The 15227-nt window shown below is 67.5% G+C and carries 7 protein-coding genes; 4 read left to right on the forward strand and 3 right to left on the reverse strand.

Going from position 1 to position 15227, the window contains the following annotated elements; translation table 11 throughout:
- Positions 1-85 precede the first annotated feature (85 nt).
- Entirely contained in the window at positions 86-556 is a 471-nt protein-coding gene (locus BLP83_RS05085) for a hypothetical protein (RefSeq protein WP_143006545.1), read from the reverse strand.
- A gap of 475 nt (positions 557-1031) precedes the next feature.
- Here BLP83_RS05085 and BLP83_RS05090 point away from each other — a divergent pair, with 475 nt between their 5' ends.
- From BLP83_RS05090 to BLP83_RS18590, 3 genes are all read left to right on the forward strand, one after another.
- Entirely contained in the window at positions 1032-8060 is a 7029-nt protein-coding gene (locus BLP83_RS05090; protein ID WP_143006546.1) for an NHL repeat-containing protein, read from the forward strand.
- Between the two features lie 337 nt (positions 8061-8397).
- Positions 8398-8523 (forward strand): hypothetical protein, encoded by a 126-nt coding sequence (locus BLP83_RS19205; protein ID WP_281187102.1) that lies wholly within the window; start codon positions 8398-8400, stop codon positions 8521-8523.
- Positions 8524-8755: 232 nt separating this feature from the next.
- Positions 8756-8917 (forward strand): hypothetical protein, encoded by a 162-nt coding sequence (locus tag BLP83_RS18590; RefSeq protein WP_176764017.1) that lies wholly within the window; start codon positions 8756-8758, stop codon positions 8915-8917.
- A gap of 316 nt (positions 8918-9233) precedes the next feature.
- Here BLP83_RS18590 and BLP83_RS05095 read toward each other — a convergent pair whose 3' ends face one another.
- The gene (locus BLP83_RS05095; RefSeq protein ID WP_091239679.1) at positions 9234-10352 is read right to left on the reverse strand and encodes a hypothetical protein; all 1119 of its coding nucleotides are present in this window, start codon (positions 10350-10352) and stop codon (positions 9234-9236) included.
- A 280-nt stretch (positions 10353-10632) separates the two neighbouring features.
- Positions 10633-11046: a response regulator gene (locus tag BLP83_RS05100; RefSeq protein WP_091239682.1), complete on the reverse strand. Its 414-nt coding sequence runs from the start codon at positions 11044-11046 to the stop codon at positions 10633-10635.
- A 1080-nt stretch (positions 11047-12126) separates the two neighbouring features.
- Here BLP83_RS05100 and BLP83_RS05105 point away from each other — a divergent pair.
- Positions 12127-14529 carry an ATP-binding protein gene (locus BLP83_RS05105; protein ID WP_425388966.1) on the forward strand — a complete coding sequence of 801 codons (2403 nt, stop codon included), beginning with the start codon at positions 12127-12129 and terminating at the stop codon, positions 14527-14529.
- The last annotated feature ends 698 nt before the right edge of the window (positions 14530-15227 follow it).

The following is a 15227-nucleotide window of genomic DNA, read 5'->3' on the forward strand; positions in this document are numbered from 1 at the left end:
TCGCGCAAGAGTTTGGGGAAGAGTGCGCTTAACGTGGATCGGATCCGCTACCCAGCGTGCCGCCTCCGCAACTCGCCCCCAACCCTCAACGCTCCTCGAACCGATCCTCGGAGACCTGCCTCGTATGGCGCAGCTCGATCGCGCCGAGGTCGACGAAGTAGCTACCCGGCTCCAGGTTCGGGAAGGGGAAGTTGATGACGCCCAGCAGCTCGATGTTGCGGGGCTGATTGTTGAAGTCGAGGCTGCCGCCGCGTGCGGTGGAGCAGCCGTCGAGAGCTCTTGAGCTGGCGCTGGGGACGAAGCTGCGGTTGAGTGTGGGATCGTTCTGGAACGTGCCTTCGGTGAAGCAGCCGGGCGCGATTTCCTTCAGCAGCGATTGATCGCTCTGCAGCGGGTGGATCAGAAGGCAGCCACGGTGGCTCAGGCTGCCGCCGTTGGCGGCGCGGAACACCCGCATGCTCGAACCGTGGGCGATGCTGCCGGCGATGTCGAGGCTGGCGCCATCCAGCAGGGCCATCTGCAGCAGCGGGTTCGCCACCACGGTGCTGTGGCGCATGAAGTGCGGTCCGCCACGGAACAGTGGGATTAGCGAGGGCGTGAGGCAGCCGGCGCCGCTGCCCAGCGCAGGTGTGTTGTGCAGGATCGAGAGCGACAGGTTCAGGCGGATGCCGCTGGTGTGAGCAACCCCGGCTCGTCCACTGTCGTGCTTGCCATGGCTTCGCCGCTGCCGTTGCTGGCGGGCGCCTGCTGCCAACGCTGCCGGATAGGTATGGGGCCCTCGCGGAAGCGCTCTATCGACATCCAGGAGGTGCCGCCGGCGGCGCGATCAGGTTCGCTTTGATGTCCTGATTCAGAGCGTTTCGCCTCTTTTGGGTTGCGAGGGGTTTCAGCGAGAGTCGGGCATGGGGCCTTCGCGCAATGGCCTAGTCACGCGGCACCCGTGTCGGCAGGAAATTGTCTGGGCCGGAAATGTGCGCTACGGTCGCAAGCCGCTATGACACCGATATCAGTCTCTGGGGGAGAGCATGTCCATGTCGTTCTTGCGCACGCCGCGACGGAAGTCGCGGGCGCTTCTGCTCGCGCCGTCACTGCTTCTGGGGCTGAACTGCCAGGCGCTCAGCGCACAGACGCTACCGCCCGATGGGGGGAATTTCGCGGCCACCGCCTGTCAGCAGGGCGGGTCCTATCTGTTCAGCGACGGCATCGCGCGGTTGGAAGACCTCGGTATCGATCAGCTGCTGAGCGCGATGTTCAATCCGTTCGACGACATTACGTCGCGCGCCAAGCGCAAGATCCGGCGCGCGGCCGCAAGGGTCGCCGTTGGCGCGACTCTGGCGGGCGTGTGTCCACCCATTCGCGTGGGCGATGGCTTCACCGACCTCGCTGAACCGCAGCGTCTGCAGCGCGCCATCGAGGAGGCGTTCGTGCCGCCTGGCGTCGATGCGCTCGACAGGGACGTCGACAACCCTTCCGATCCCGGGTCCTGCTTTTTCAGCTCCGGACTGGTGGTCGACTCGAATGACCGCATCACCAACTTCGGGGTGTTCGACGAGCAGGAATGGGTCTACGTGGACCCGTTCGGCCCGTATCCCTCGTTCACCAGCGCGCCCGATGCGCAGGGCATGGTGGCCGACTACCTGATCGAGGAGATCCGCGAGCGCATCAGCTACCCCGATTTCGGCATCGACAGCGTCATCAATCTGGGCATTGAGCTGCCGCGGCTGGGGCCTTCGCTGGATGACATCATCCCCGGGCTTGGTGACCTGATCGTGGGTCTGATCGTCGACAATCTCGATCTCCAGGGCGTCCTGGACGATCAGTTCAACGGCTGGAAGCTCAATCTGCAGCCGTTTCTGGACAGCGGGATTGCGGTTCGCTCAGGTGCTGGAACGGCGTTTCGCGCTGGGCCTCGGATAAGGCTCGGGGTGACCGGAAACCTCGCATCGCTGGTCTCGTTCGGGACGATCAGCTATTCGCAATACCTGCAGGTCCGAGAATATTTTCCGCCCACTTTCAGCGTGCTGAGGGTCGAGAACGCGGGCGCGCCCGATGAGCGCCATGTGGTTGCCGAGTTCGAGGTGGAGGCCCTGGATGCCAATGGTGCCGATCTCGGGTCGACTCCGCCCTACTTCTCCGACGGAGACACCACGTTCACGGCGGTCGACAACTGCGATGAGTCTCCGCTCACGTTCAACAGCGTGCCGCGCAAGGTTCCACTGGGAACGCACTACTATCCGCTCTCCGCACGCGACCGTTCGGGCAATGTCACGCCATTGAACTACGTGGTCAAGGTCACGGCCGTGGACACCTTGCCCCCCACCATCGAGACGCCGGCACCTGTTGGCATCGAAGTGCCGCAAGGTTCCTTCTCGCTGGCGTTCACTGCGCAGGGCATCGGTTGTCTAGACTATCTGTGCCAGACGGGGAGTCGGCCGGACGCGCGCATCCATCCGCCACTGTTCTTCGACTTCTCGACCTTGACGCCCAATTTCTCGTGTCAGGTCGACGCGGGCGTGCAGGGCGATTTCGTCGATTGCAGCGCCGCGCAGCTGCAGGTGGGGACGCGCTACCGCGTTCGCTGGATCGGCACCGATTCCAGTGGCAACTCGGCACAGGTCGAGCAGGCGCTGGTGCTGCGTGCCGCCGGCACCAATCAGGCGCCAGTGGCCACCGGCACCTCGGTGACCGTGGCGGCGGGTATCACTACCCCGATCCGGCTTGAGGCCGAGGATCCCGAGTTCGACCCGCTCGACTTCCGCCTCAACAGCTTGCCGGCCCACGGCGACCTCGGCGTCGACCCGACGCCGCTGTACCAGTCGCGCTTCACCTTGCTGGGCCTCTCGCAGCGTCTCACCAGCCATTTGGACATGACGCTGGGGGTCGATACGGCTTCGCGGAGATTGATTGCCGATCCTCTGAACCAGCGGATCGTGCAGATCGATCCCAGCACGGGCTCGGTGAAAGCGGGTCTGTTCTTTTCCGATCGTCAGCCCTACAGCCTTGCCTGGGCGGATGGCAGCGAATTCATCGACGCTGCGAGTGACTTCTTTCCGCCGGAGCTGCTCTTTGCCGACTGGTCGCAGGGGCGCATCTTCTCCGCGCGCGAGGGCGATAGCGGCCTGGACGTGTCGCCCTTCCTGGGCGCGAATCCGCAGCACTTCGTCGTTTTGCGTGACTTCGCGAACGGCGGTCCGGTCTACCTTGTGGTGACGGATCCGGGGGATGCGCAGGGCGCTGGCGCGGGCCTGCGCGTTCTGACCGTCTCCGGCTACGACCCTTCGCAATCGACCCCGCCGTTGGCCTCTGGCTTGGCGGTGGTCGCATCGCGTGCGATCAGCCTGCCTGCCGTGGCGGGCGTCGGTATCCGGCCCACCGGCATCGCAGTCGATGCGTGCAGTGCATTGACGGTCACGCTGGCGGACTGGGACAACCAACGCCTCCATCGCGTGCAGCTGGGTAGCGGCACTTCGCTGTTTGCCACCCCGGTCGTGCAGCAGACCTTCTCCCTGGCCAACGTTTTCCAGGCGCCTGCCGGTGGCGGGCTGGCGGCCTTGACCGATCCGCAGGACATTCTCGCCGCCGGCAGCGGTTGCAGCTCGGAGTTCAGTACGGTCAACAGCGACACCCGTCAGGTGCGGCGCATTGCCGCATCGGCTGGGGGCTCGACGGATGCGGGCGCTTCGAACATCGGCACCCGCTTCGTCGATCCCCGTCGGCTCGCGGTGGCTGGGCTGCGCGGTAGCGAAAGCTTCTATGTGCTGGAAGACGAGCGCATTGCGCGCTTCGACCGTTTCGGCAGGCTGGTGGGTTCCATGCCGACACAACTGGACGAGACGCAGCTCAGCTTCGGGTCGCCCGCGTTCTCGCCTGCCTCGCTCAGCGGTGGTGACAGCGACTGGGTGGATTTCGCTGTGCATGACGTCGCCGGTACCGTCACCGTGTTCGCGATTTCCAGGGGCCAGAACGTTGACTCCGCGCCAATCCAGGGGCGGGTGACGTGGCGGGACGGGTTCGCACAGCACCAGGATGCGAGCTACGCGCAGAGTGCCGGCGCCGGAAGCAATGACGGTGCAGCGGGCCGCTCGATCGCCTATGACCCGGTCCGCCAGCGCCTCTACGCCTTGACCGATCGGGGGCTGGAGTTCCGTTCGCTGCGCACTGCGGGGGCGCTGTCCTCTCGACCGAGCTTCGTACTGTTCTCCCAGGCCAGCCCGGTGGCAGCGCTGGGTGAGGACGGCCAGAACCTCAGCTGGGCCACAAGCGCCGCGATTGAACTCGGCAATGCCGGGTTTGCCGGGCTCGAGCGAGTACGCACGGACAGTCGCGGTGATGTCTACCTCACCGAGCCTGGCCGCGCCCGCATACACAAGTTCCATCCCGACGGCGCCTACGTCGGCTGGTTGGGGCGCTGCCAGTCCGGTCCCGGCTGTGATGTCGTCAATCAGCGCAGCGCCGGTTTCACCTGTAGTGCCAGTCGCTGCAGTGACGGTGGTGTGTTCGCGGGCAGCCAGGCCGGACAGTTCGCGCCGGGTGGCGGCACCGTCGACTTCGCGCTGGCCTTTGATCGCAGCCTGGACCAGCTCTATGTCAGTGATCTCATCCAGCGCAGCGGCATGTCCGAGCCCCTGGCGCGTGCGCAAACGTTCTCGCTCGAAGGCACTTTCCTGGACGAAACACTGGCGAATGGCGAGCCGGGCAATCTATTCAGCTTCCTTGAGCCCGGTGGCTTTGTTTCGGTCAACGACCTCGCGGTCAATGACAGCGTGTTCTTCGTCGCCGAGGGCGATCCCTTCCGGCGCTTGCATGCGTTCGACGCCTCAGCCTTCGATGTCGATGCCGGTGGCGCAACCGTGATGTACCGGCCGGACGACGGCTACGCGGGGAACGACGGTTTCCTGTATCGAGCAGTGGACAGTCTCGGCGCGAGCGGCCCGCAGGCATCGGTGGCCATCACGGTCATCGAGGACACGCAGCCGCCGCAGATCGTCTGCCCACCGCTCGCTCCCGGACAGGAGGCCTTCCGCATCGAGGCCTCGACCACCGGGGGCGCGCGCCCACGGCTGGCGGGGGCGCCGACCGAGGGGGCCAGTGTCGATCTGGGGCAGCTGTTCGACCAGGTTGTTGCCACCGACAACATCCAGATTCCCTCTGTGCGCCTGGAGAACGATGCGCCCGCGCTGATCGCGCTGGGCCAGCGTACGGTTGTCCGCTTCACCGCGACCGACGCGGTGGGACAGATCAGTCGCTGCGATCTCGCGATCGACGTGGTGGATACCCGTCCGCCTGAGTTCATTGCTTCGCCGGAACCCCTGACGCTCGAAGCCAGTGGCGCGCTCACGGTGGCTCCGGTGGATCTGCTGGTGCCGCCGGATGTCGAGGACATCGGCGGCGGGGTGACGCTGCAACACGACTGGCCCGCGCAGGGCTTGCCGCTGGGTGAGCACGTGCTGACCTGGACGGCGCGCGATGGCGCCGGCAACACCGCCCAGGTGGAGCAAGCGATTCGCATCCAGGACACGCGCCCGCCGCGACTGACCTTCCCTGGAGGCGCGCCGCTGGTCGATCAGCGCATCACCGCCGTCAACGGCTTCGCAACGGTGGCCGCCTACGTGCATCCGGTCGCCGTTGATGAGGTCGGCCTGCAAATCGATGCGTTCTGCACGCCAGCGCCGGGCGAGCCCATCGCCTCGGTGGAGTTGCTGGTGGCGTGCCAGGCCGTCGACACCGCCGGCAATCTGGCCCTAGCGGAGTTCAGCGTTTTCGTCGATCAACCCGACAGCAATGGCGACGGCCTGAGCGACCTGATCGCGCCGCCGAACCGCCACAGGCCTTTCGGTGCGACTGGCTTCAGTGACGCGGGGCTGGGAGGCAGCAGCTCCGGTCGGCTGCTCAACCCCGCGCAGGAGGTGGTCCGGGTGCAGGATGCCTGGCGCGAGGAGCAGGGCTTGCGCATCGCGGTCGAACCCGCGCCGCAGCCCTCGGAAGTCAGAGCTCTGTTCTGCGCGGACGACCGACTGCGCTTGAGCGGTTTCGTCCACGCCTTCGATGAAGAAGCCGAACCGATTGCGAACGAGACGACAGCCAGCTGCAGCAACGATGGTTTGGCGGTCGACAATCACTTTGGCGACACCTGGGTCGAGTTCGATTTCGCCGCGGATCGCGTGGCGGCGCTGTTGTTGCCTGCGCCGGACGCGTTCACCCTGAGCGGCACGCTCCTGACTGCCAATGCGGACAATCGCGCGGTGCTTGAGGTGCTGTCCGCGGGCCGCCGCATCGCCGTGGCGCCCGGGCAGACGGTGGATCTGCTGCGCCAGGTCAACCAGGCTCCGATCGCTCGCGGCATGGCGCCGATCGATCTGCCTGAAGACGCGCCGCTGGTCTCGGCAGACCTGCGTCCGGTCTTCGACGACGTCGAAGACGAAGATTCGCAGTTGAGCATCGTGGTGCTGTCGAATACCCAGCAGTCACTCTTCGACGTGGTGCGGATCGTTCCGGTCGAGCAGCGGCTGGAGCTTGCCGTTCGCGCGGATGCCAATGGCATGGCGGATCTGGTCTTGCGCGCTTTCGATACCTACGGAGATTTCGTCGATCAGCCGGTACGCGTCACGGTGCAGGCGATCAACGATCCGCCGTCTTTCCTCGTCGCCGAGCCGCCAGCGAGCACCGAGGATCAGGGCCTGGTCGCCGTGGCAGGCGTCGCCACCGCTGTGCCCGGACCGGCCAACGAAGCTTCACAGGCTGTGGAGTACGTGCTGGTCGGCAATAGCGCCCCTGAACTGTTCGCCGAGGTCCCGCGGCTCGGTCCTTCGGGCGACCTGACCTACCGCGCCGCCCCAGATCGCTTCGGCGAGGCCATTGTCGAGTTCGAAGTCCGCGATGATGGTGGAACCGCCTTGGGAGGGCTCGACACCGGGCTGGTGCGTCGCAGCCTCCCGATTCGAGTGCTGGCCGTGAACGATCCGCCCGACTTCGTTGCCGGGCCTGCAGTGGCGGTGGTCGAGGATGCCGGGGAAGTGCTGGTTCCCGCTTGGGCGAGCGCCATCGATGCTGGCGCGCCCGGCGAGTCGAGTCAGGTGCTCCGCTTCCAGCTTGAGTCCAACTCGGCGCCGCAGTTGTTCGCCGAGCCGCCGACGCTGTCCGCGACCGGCGATCTCCGCGTCGTGCTTGCCGCCGACGCTTGGGGTAGCGCCGACCTTGTATGGCGGCTGTTCGACGATGGGGGCGTGGCGTCCGGCGGCCAGGATGCGTCCGCGGCCAAGGCGCTGAGCGTGGAGGTGCAGGGCGTCAACGACCCGCCTCGGGTCCGCTTGAGTGGCGATCCGCAGTTCGCAGTCGGCAGTCGCGGGTTGCAGCGGATCGCGGACTTCCTCGACGCCGATCCGGGCGCCAATGAACCAGGCCAGCAGTTGGCTGCGCCCACCCTCGAGGTGCTGTTCGACCCATCGACGATTCTCGCCTCGAGTCCGCAGCTGGAGGGGAGTGCGCTCCTGCTTGAACTGTCGGGTCGTCCCGGCAGCGCCGCCCTGCGGCTGGGTGTTGAGGACGATGGCGGAGGCGATGACCGCACCGAGGTGGACTTCAACGTGCTTGTTCTCGCAGGTCCGGATCTTGCCGTCTCGCTCAGCAACCTGTCGCCGCTGGTGAGGGTCGGCCGGCCCATCAGTTACGTGCTGGTGGCACGCAATCTGTCGAGCGAGGCGGCTTTGGGCGCGCGAGTCAGGGTGCCGATTCCCGAATCCCTGCTCGGTTCCACCTGGGTCTGCAATGCCGGCGATCAGTCCGTCTGCCGGACCCCGACCGGCGCGGAAACGCTCGATGTGCCCGTGGATATCGGTGCCGATGATTTCGTGGTCGTGCTCCTCGATGGCCAAGTCGACGGCGATCATCGTGGCCCCTTCCGGGTGGAAGCTGAAGTCGCCCCGTCGATCGACCAACCTGATCCCGCGCTTGAAAACAACGTCAGCGCTGATGAGGACCCGGTCGATGTGATCCATCTTGACGGCTTCGAGGCGCCGGAAACGCTCGAGTCCTTTGTCGAACGCGTGCTTCGGGGAGGGTGAGGTGGCCCATTTCCCGCCCGCCGAAAGCCGGGGCCTGTGCGACGGGCGCAGGCCCCACCTGCACCGGCGCAGCGCTCCGGCGGCGCGAGCTCCGCGGCTTGTCGGTCGACCCAAAACCTTCAAAACGCTTCTCACCCATGCCTGAAGATCTGCCCCGGATCGCGCCGGTCGATGGCGCCGTTCGATGGCGCCGAGGTCGCTGTCCGGTTCCAGGTTCGGGAAGGGGACGTTGATGACGCCCAGCAGGTCGATGTTGCGGGGTTGATTGCTGAAGTCGAGGGAGCTGCCGCTGCGCGCGGTGGATCAGCCGTCGAGCGCTCTTGAGCTGGCGGTGGGGATGAAGCTGCGCCTGACTGCGGGATCGTTCTGGACCGTGCCGTCGGCGAAGAAACCGGGCGCGATTTCCTCCAGCAGCGATGGATCGCTCTCAACGGGTGAATTTGCAGGCAGCCGCGGTGCGTGAGGCTGCCGCCGTTGGCAGCGCGGTAGACGCGCATGGTCGAGCCGTGGGCGACGCTGCCGGTGATGTTGAGGCTGGTGCCCTTGAACACGGGCGGGATGAAGTGGCGGGCTCAAGGCTGGGCTGCTCTGGCGCATGAAGTCCGGGCTGCCACCTATCAGCTCCAGGAGCGAGTTCGCGCGCCGCCGAAGCCAGCGCGGCGCCTTCACTCTCCCAGATCCGCACCCGCGTCCGAATGACCTGCCCCGAGCACAACGGGGCCTACGAGCGTCGCTCCGGTCGCCTGCAGGTGTTCGACCGGGTTCCGGCGGCTCCGGGTTCGGTGGCCTATGTCGCGCGAGAATCGATCGAGCTGCCGCGCAATCCGGCGATCCACGCTGACGGCTTCGGGCAGTGAAGAGGTGATCGCGGGGGCACCGTGTGGCGCGCGCAAGGCCTTGCAGACGAATCGCGCCCGGCCGAGCACGATGAGGCTCCGCTCGATGTGATTCCGCGGGATAGCTTGCGCTGGATGGATTCGATGCGCAGAACGCGCCGCCGTCGTTGAGCGAACGCATGCTGTTCCACGCAGCGGTGTGCGGCATGGCGCCGGGCAGCGAGCGCGCGGATCCCAGCGGTTTCTGCGGGTCCGCGGCGGAGGCACGGCGGACCCGCGGCTTCCCCTGCGCAAGCAAGAGCGCCGCAGTGCCGGCCGCGTTTGCAGGAGGCTCAGTTCAGGGCTTCCGGGTGGATGGCCCGGACGGGTTGCGGCGGGCGCGAACGGTCATCACGACGGCAGCCACGCACGCGAGAGTCGCCAGGACCAGCAGGACGCAGCCCACCAGCAGCGCCAGTGCGATGTTTTGCAGAAAGGCGAGGGCCGGGACCGGATCGCCGGGGCCAGGGAGGGACCCGTTGGAGTGGCTGGCGGAGCTCAGCCAGCCGCTCACTGTGGCGATGGCGGCGAGGCAGGCCGTTGCGATCAGCCCCAGCCAGATCGGCGGATACGCCCTCAGCAGCCGCCGCAGTCCGAATCGCAGTGCGGGCAGAACCGTCAGGGCGGAGATGCAGAGAAGCCAGAGCAGCAGCACGTCTCCGAACTGTGTGAACAGCCAAAGGGGCGACAGCAGTGCGCCGAAGAACGGCTGTCGATACGGCCCAAGTCGCTGTTCCAGCGTGCCGCAGGCACGGGCCAGCGGATCCATGGCCGCCTGCGCCGGCGCATCGCAGCCGAATGCGTGGAGGGTGTACTCGGCGCTGACGCCACCCAGCAGCGGAAGGCCGAACGCGAGGCAGAACGCGAACAGCCCGCAGATCAGCAGCGCGCAGGCAAAGGCGACGCCTCCGACGAAGCCCGCTTCCGCGAACAGTTGATCGTGCAGGGCTCGACTGTTTGCGAGCGCTTCCTCTGCCTGCTCGTGCTGGCGTGCCGCGATCCAGCGCGCGCGCGCCGCCTCCGGCGTCAGGCCCTGGGGCGTGGAGTGCGGCGGGCTCCCCCCTCTGGGCGATGCCGGCGCCGGGGTGGAGCGCGTCCGATCCGCACGCAGGCTGAGAATGACCGCTGCGGCCCAGCACAGCAGCAGCGGCCACGCCTGGTTGAACAGCACGAACGCGGTTTCCAGCGGTGGCGATGCCTGGGACCAGCGCACGAGTGCGCGCGCAGGCGCTTCCAGTACGCCAGTGCAGCCAGCCCCGGGGGCGCCGAATCCGAGCGGGCAGCCGAGCGCGGACAGGCCCCATTCGGCCAGCTGCGGACCGAACAGCACCAGCAGGGCGCCCGCCAGCACGCCACCGTAGACCAGCAGGCGTGAGCGGGCGCTGGGCCCCCGCGCAAGGCCCGTTTGCCTGCTCATGAGTCTCGCGTCCGACAGTGGGCGCCGTGCGCGTGCAAAGAAGCGCCTCCTGCGCACGAGAACCGCCGGTGCGGCTGCAGGCGTACGCGGCCGCGGCGGTGCGCGCGCTGTCTTGGCCCTCGCCGACATCCCGCCGGATCCGCCACCCGGCTCGCACGTTTGCCCGGTGGCATCAGTGTGGCGGGGCGCGTCCACCCCGGCAAGGCCGCGAAGGCAGGCAGCGGGCTCTCGGGAATCGTCCTGAGCCTGCGGCGACGTGGCAGGTTGACGGGTGTCGTCATCAACGGCCGGGTGCCAGCGTTGCGCTGGCGGCGACGTGCGTCTGGAAAACGTCGCGCAGCTGGGCCGCCAGCCGCATCGGATCGAACGGCTTTGCAATCACTGCAATGGCACCGAGCTGCTTCAGATGGGCGATCTCCGACGGGTCAGTCTTGGCCGTCATGAACGCGACAGGCAGGCGAGTGACAGCGGGGATCTGGCGCAGGGCTTGCAGCGTTGCCGGGCCGTCCATGCCCGGCATCATCACGTCCAAGAGGATCAGGTCCGGTGAGAACGCCTCCACCTCAGCCAGCGCTTCAGGGCCGGAGCCGCAGGTCTTGACGACGAGTCTGCCGATCAACTCCAGCGCCAGCCGGGCGATCTCGTGGATGTCCCGCTCGTCTTCCACGTACAGCACCCGTCGCAGTTCGCGCATGGTTCCGGCTCCAGTCCTTGAGTGGTCGAGGCGCGAGCGTCTGCGGTCTGGCGCTGCCTCCCCGTGCTCGCGCGCATACGCTCCGATACTTCGGGCGAAAAGGCCAGCATTGCCGGCGTCTCGGCCGATGCCGACCCGCCGCGGCGTGCTCACGCCATCGATGGGTGAGTCCCCCTCCCGTGGAGGACAGAGCAACGAACACCGCGCGTTGCCGCGGCGCCGAAGCGCTGGGATCGCGTGTGGTCTGCCGCTCGCTGCTGCAGCCGCGGATCTTCCGCCACCCGCTTTGAAAACGATGGCGGGCCCGTCGCAGGGCGGGGGTGGCGACAAGGACTGCGAAAGCGTGCGCAGGATCCATGGATGCCCGTCCCGGTGAACATGCGGGCGCACGCCGACGCTGCAACCCGCACGTCCTGGCGCCGCTGGCGCTTCTGGGCGGTCGTGACTGTGGGCGGTGCTCTCTGCAACCTGATGGCGGCGCCGTTGCCCGGCGCGGTGCCGGTCTTGCTGGGAGGCATCGCACCTGCGGTTCTGGCGAAACACCTGCATTGGACCTGGGTGTTAACCAGTGCGCTGGCGGTGTCTGCGCCGCTGGTGTCGGGAGAGTGGGCGTGGTTTGCCCTGCTGCAGGGGCTGGTGTTCGTCGTCGCAGCGGCAAGTCCGACAGTCCTGCGCCAGCTGCCCTGGGTTCTTGCCGCGGTGCTGCTGGCCCCCGCGCTGTACTTGAGTTTCCCCGCACCGTTCTCGGCGACAGCGTGGCTGTTGGGCGCCCTGAACCTGCTGGTCGGGGTTGCGGTGGCGCACTCTGCCGCGCGCCAACTGTGGGGCTTCGCGCCTTCGCGTTCGGATCAGGCGCAGCGCAGCCTGGGGGATCAGATCGCGGCAGGCGCCGCGGCGACGCTATGGCCCCTGCTGGTGCTGGCCCTGCTTGCGCTGGCGTTCGTGGGCTGGCAGATCGAGCTGTGGCGTCGATCCGCTGCGCTGGAGTTGCGCGCCGAGCAGGCGGCCGAGGTCGTGTCCGACCATCTGCAGGCGCACAAGCGCGCAGTGGCGCAAGTGGCAGCGGATGTCAGCCTGCCAGTGCGGCCGCCGGTGCTGGACGGTCTGCGGCAGACTCATCCGGGCTTTCTCACCCTGCTGGTGACCGATGCACAGGGCGAGATCATCGACTTCCGGGCCCCCAGCCCTTTCGGCGCGCTGCGTTCGGTGGAGGATCGCGCGTACTTCCGCGAGCCGCGCCGGACCGGTGCGAGCTACATCAGCCCAGTCTTTCGAGGCCGCGGTTTCGGCAGCGACATCCTGGTGGCGGTCAGCGCGCCCTATCGCGATGCGCGGCAGGACTTCGCCGGCGTGGTCGAGGGATCGCTCTCGCTCGGCGTTCTGAGGGAGCGCCTGCGCAGGATCGCCGAGCAGCATGGGCTTCAACTCGTACTCACCGACGCCAGCGGCACCGTCGTGCTGTCCACCCTGGACGCGCTGGTTCCTCTGGAGCCGGCCGAGGGGGCCTTGGTCGAGGCCGGTCCGAGATGGCTGTCGTCGCCCCTCAACGCGGCCAAGCAGCACACGCTCCAGGCGACGACGCTGCCGGATCTCGGCTGGCGCGTGGTGCTGCTCGAGCCCCTTGCGCCCCTGGTGCTTCTGCAGAACTGGAGCTTTGTTCTGGTCGGCAGCCTGGCTCTGCTGGGTTTGCTCCTGCTGGAGAAGGGCGCGCGTCGGTTCGCCCAACCCTTCGTGCGGCCGCTGAGGGAGATGGTGGGCCGGATTCGCGAACTCGACCTGGGGGTGCCCCGCACCCTGCAGCCCCTCCGTTTTCGGGCCTCCAGCGCCGAGTTCTCTGCCTTGGCGGAGGACTTCAACGCGATGGTGCGACGGCTTCGAGATCTCAGCGAGGACCTGCGGAGCGCACTGGATGCACAGGCCCAGCTCAACCGCGAGCTGGAGGCGCGCGTCGAGGAGCGAACCGCGGATCTCGCCAAGGCGCTGGCCGACGCCGAGCACCTCGCCGAAGCCAAGACCCGCTTCCTGTCGCAAATGAGCCATGAGCTGCGCACACCGCTGACCGCCATTCTGGGATTCGCCGAGCAGGCCCGGCTGGCGCCCGGCGATGCCCAGCGCAGCGCGCAGGCGCTGGAGGTGGTGGTGCGCAATGGCCGCCACCTTCTCGGAATCGTCAACGATGTCCTCGATGCCGCGAGAATCGATTCCGGTCAGTTGGCAGTTGTGCTGGAGCCATGTTCGCCACTGGCATTGGTCGACGATGTCCACGCGCTGTTGGGCCCGGATGCTGAGCTGCGCCACCTGCGTCTGGAGCTGGACTGCGACTGGCCGCTGCCGGCGTCGATCAGCACCGATCCCCTGCGCCTGCGTCAGGCACTGATCAACCTCGTCGGCAATGCCCTGAAATTCACCGAGCACGGCGAGGTGCGAATCCGCCTTTCGGTCGTGTCGACGCAGCTGCAGATCGAAGTGTGTGACACCGGCATCGGCATCAGCGCCGAGCAACTGGAACGCCTGTTCAAGCCGTTCGAGCAGGCGGATGTGTCGGTCACCAGGCGATTCGGCGGCTCCGGGCTCGGGCTGTTCATCAGCAAGCGCTGGATTGAAGCCTTGGGCGGAACGCTCGAGGTGGAGAGCGTCCTGGGTGCGGGCAGCTGCTTTCGAATCCGCGTGCCGTTCGACAGCGGAGTGGCTTGGATCGCGTCGCGCGAAGCGGCCGTGGACGCCGACCTTGAGGCCCTCACGATTCCGCGCCTCGCGGGCCGTGTGCTGGTGGTCGACGATGTCGAGGACTTGCGGGAACTGATTACCCAGACAGTCGCTGCGACCGGGGCCGACTGCGAGACCGCGTCGAATGGTGCCGAGGCGGTGGAGCGCGCCCTCGCGCAGCACTTCGATCTGATCCTGTTGGACAAGCACATGCCCATGCTGGACGGCTACAGCGCGATGCGGCAGTTGCGCGAATCGGGCTACACGCGCGCGATTGCGGCACTGACCGCCGACGTGATCGAACACGAATCGCCTGACGGGCTTGCCATCGGCTTCGACGCCATGCTGGCCAAGCCGATCGATCGCAGTCGCTTGTATTCGGTGCTGGCCAGATTCCTGCCCGCGGGTGACGGAGATACTGCCGAAGCAGCTGCCGCTGGCGCTGCGGACCTCACCCCGGAGGCGCTCGCGCTTTCCGCGGCTTTCGCCGAGATCCGCGCGCGCTACGGCGGGCGCCTGCTTGAGGAGTGCGAGGCCTTGGCGCAAGAGGCATCCGAGTTCGACCTCGACGCCGTCAGGCTGAGGTTGCATACCCTCAAGGGCTCGGCCGGGACGTTCGGATTCCCCGAAGTGAGCGCGGCGGCCGCTGAGGCCGAGGCCGCGCTCAAGGAGCAGGTATCGATCACCCCCGGGCGTCTCGATGGGCTGCTTGCACCGGTCGTTCAAGCCCTGCGGGCTGCGGGGCGCGACCGGCCCGACGCGAGCCCTGCCGCATGAGCACGCGCCCGGGCGTTCGACCCTGTGGCAACGCGTCCGACGCCGGAATCTGCGCGCACGGGCGGCGAGGGCAGGCGCAGCCACGTCGCGAGAGCTGGTCTTGCCGTTCCCCTGCCAAGTGCTGAGCCTGTTCGCGCGCGGCGAAGGGCGCGCTCAAGGATCGCGTTGGCAGTCGCGGGAACCTGTGCGAGCGAGCCGGTGCCCGGGTTGCCCAGGCAAGGGCGGAACACGGCAGGGACCGACGCAATCCGCTCGAAGCGTGGGAGAAACCCGGATGCCGTAGCGACGGCGGCATCAGGCGCGAGGCAAAGCGCGCTGCGCGAATTCCATGGCGTCGAACGGGCCCAATGAGCGCGGGATTCGCGTAGCGCGGCCGTCATGGGGGCAGAGACCGCCGCCCTCGGCGGGTGGTTCTTCAGATGCTCCCAGCCCTATGCGCTGGCGATGGGAGCTCTCCGTGCCGGGACCGCGTGCCAAAGGCGAGTCTGATCAAGTCCCGCCTAGCCTGGATCCGTGGTCGCGAGTCCAGCACAGGTTCGGGCTGGTTCGGCCGCTAGGGGCGACGCCTTTGCTTCGCTCGGTCACGCTGGAGCAAGCATCGCGTGCTCGATTCGCGGGCGCGCCCTCCATGGCGTGCGACAAGGCCGGATTCTTCAGCGTTGCCCAGAGCCACGCGCCGCAGTCGCGCGCCCGTATCG

The organism is Aquimonas voraii (assembly GCF_900101825.1).
Taxonomy (GTDB): domain Bacteria; phylum Pseudomonadota; class Gammaproteobacteria; order Xanthomonadales; family Xanthomonadaceae; genus Aquimonas; species Aquimonas voraii.

Bases quoted from the DNA above. Each gene is read 5' to 3' on its own strand.
- BLP83_RS05090 (WP_143006546.1), top strand. From the start codon at position 1,032: ATGTCGTTCTTGCGCACGCCGCGACGGAAGTCGCGGGCGCTTCTGCTC.
- BLP83_RS05085 (WP_143006545.1), bottom strand. From the start codon at position 556: ATGCGCCACAGCACCGTGGTGGCGAACCCGCTGCTGCAGATGGCCCTG.
- BLP83_RS19205 (WP_281187102.1), top strand. From the start codon at position 8,398: ATGAAGCTGCGCCTGACTGCGGGATCGTTCTGGACCGTGCCGTCGGCG.
- BLP83_RS05095 (WP_091239679.1), bottom strand. From the start codon at position 10,352: ATGAGCAGGCAAACGGGCCTTGCGCGGGGGCCCAGCGCCCGCTCACGC.
- BLP83_RS18590 (WP_176764017.1), top strand. From the start codon at position 8,756: ATGACCTGCCCCGAGCACAACGGGGCCTACGAGCGTCGCTCCGGTCGC.
- BLP83_RS05100 (WP_091239682.1), bottom strand. From the start codon at position 11,046: ATGCGCGAACTGCGACGGGTGCTGTACGTGGAAGACGAGCGGGACATC.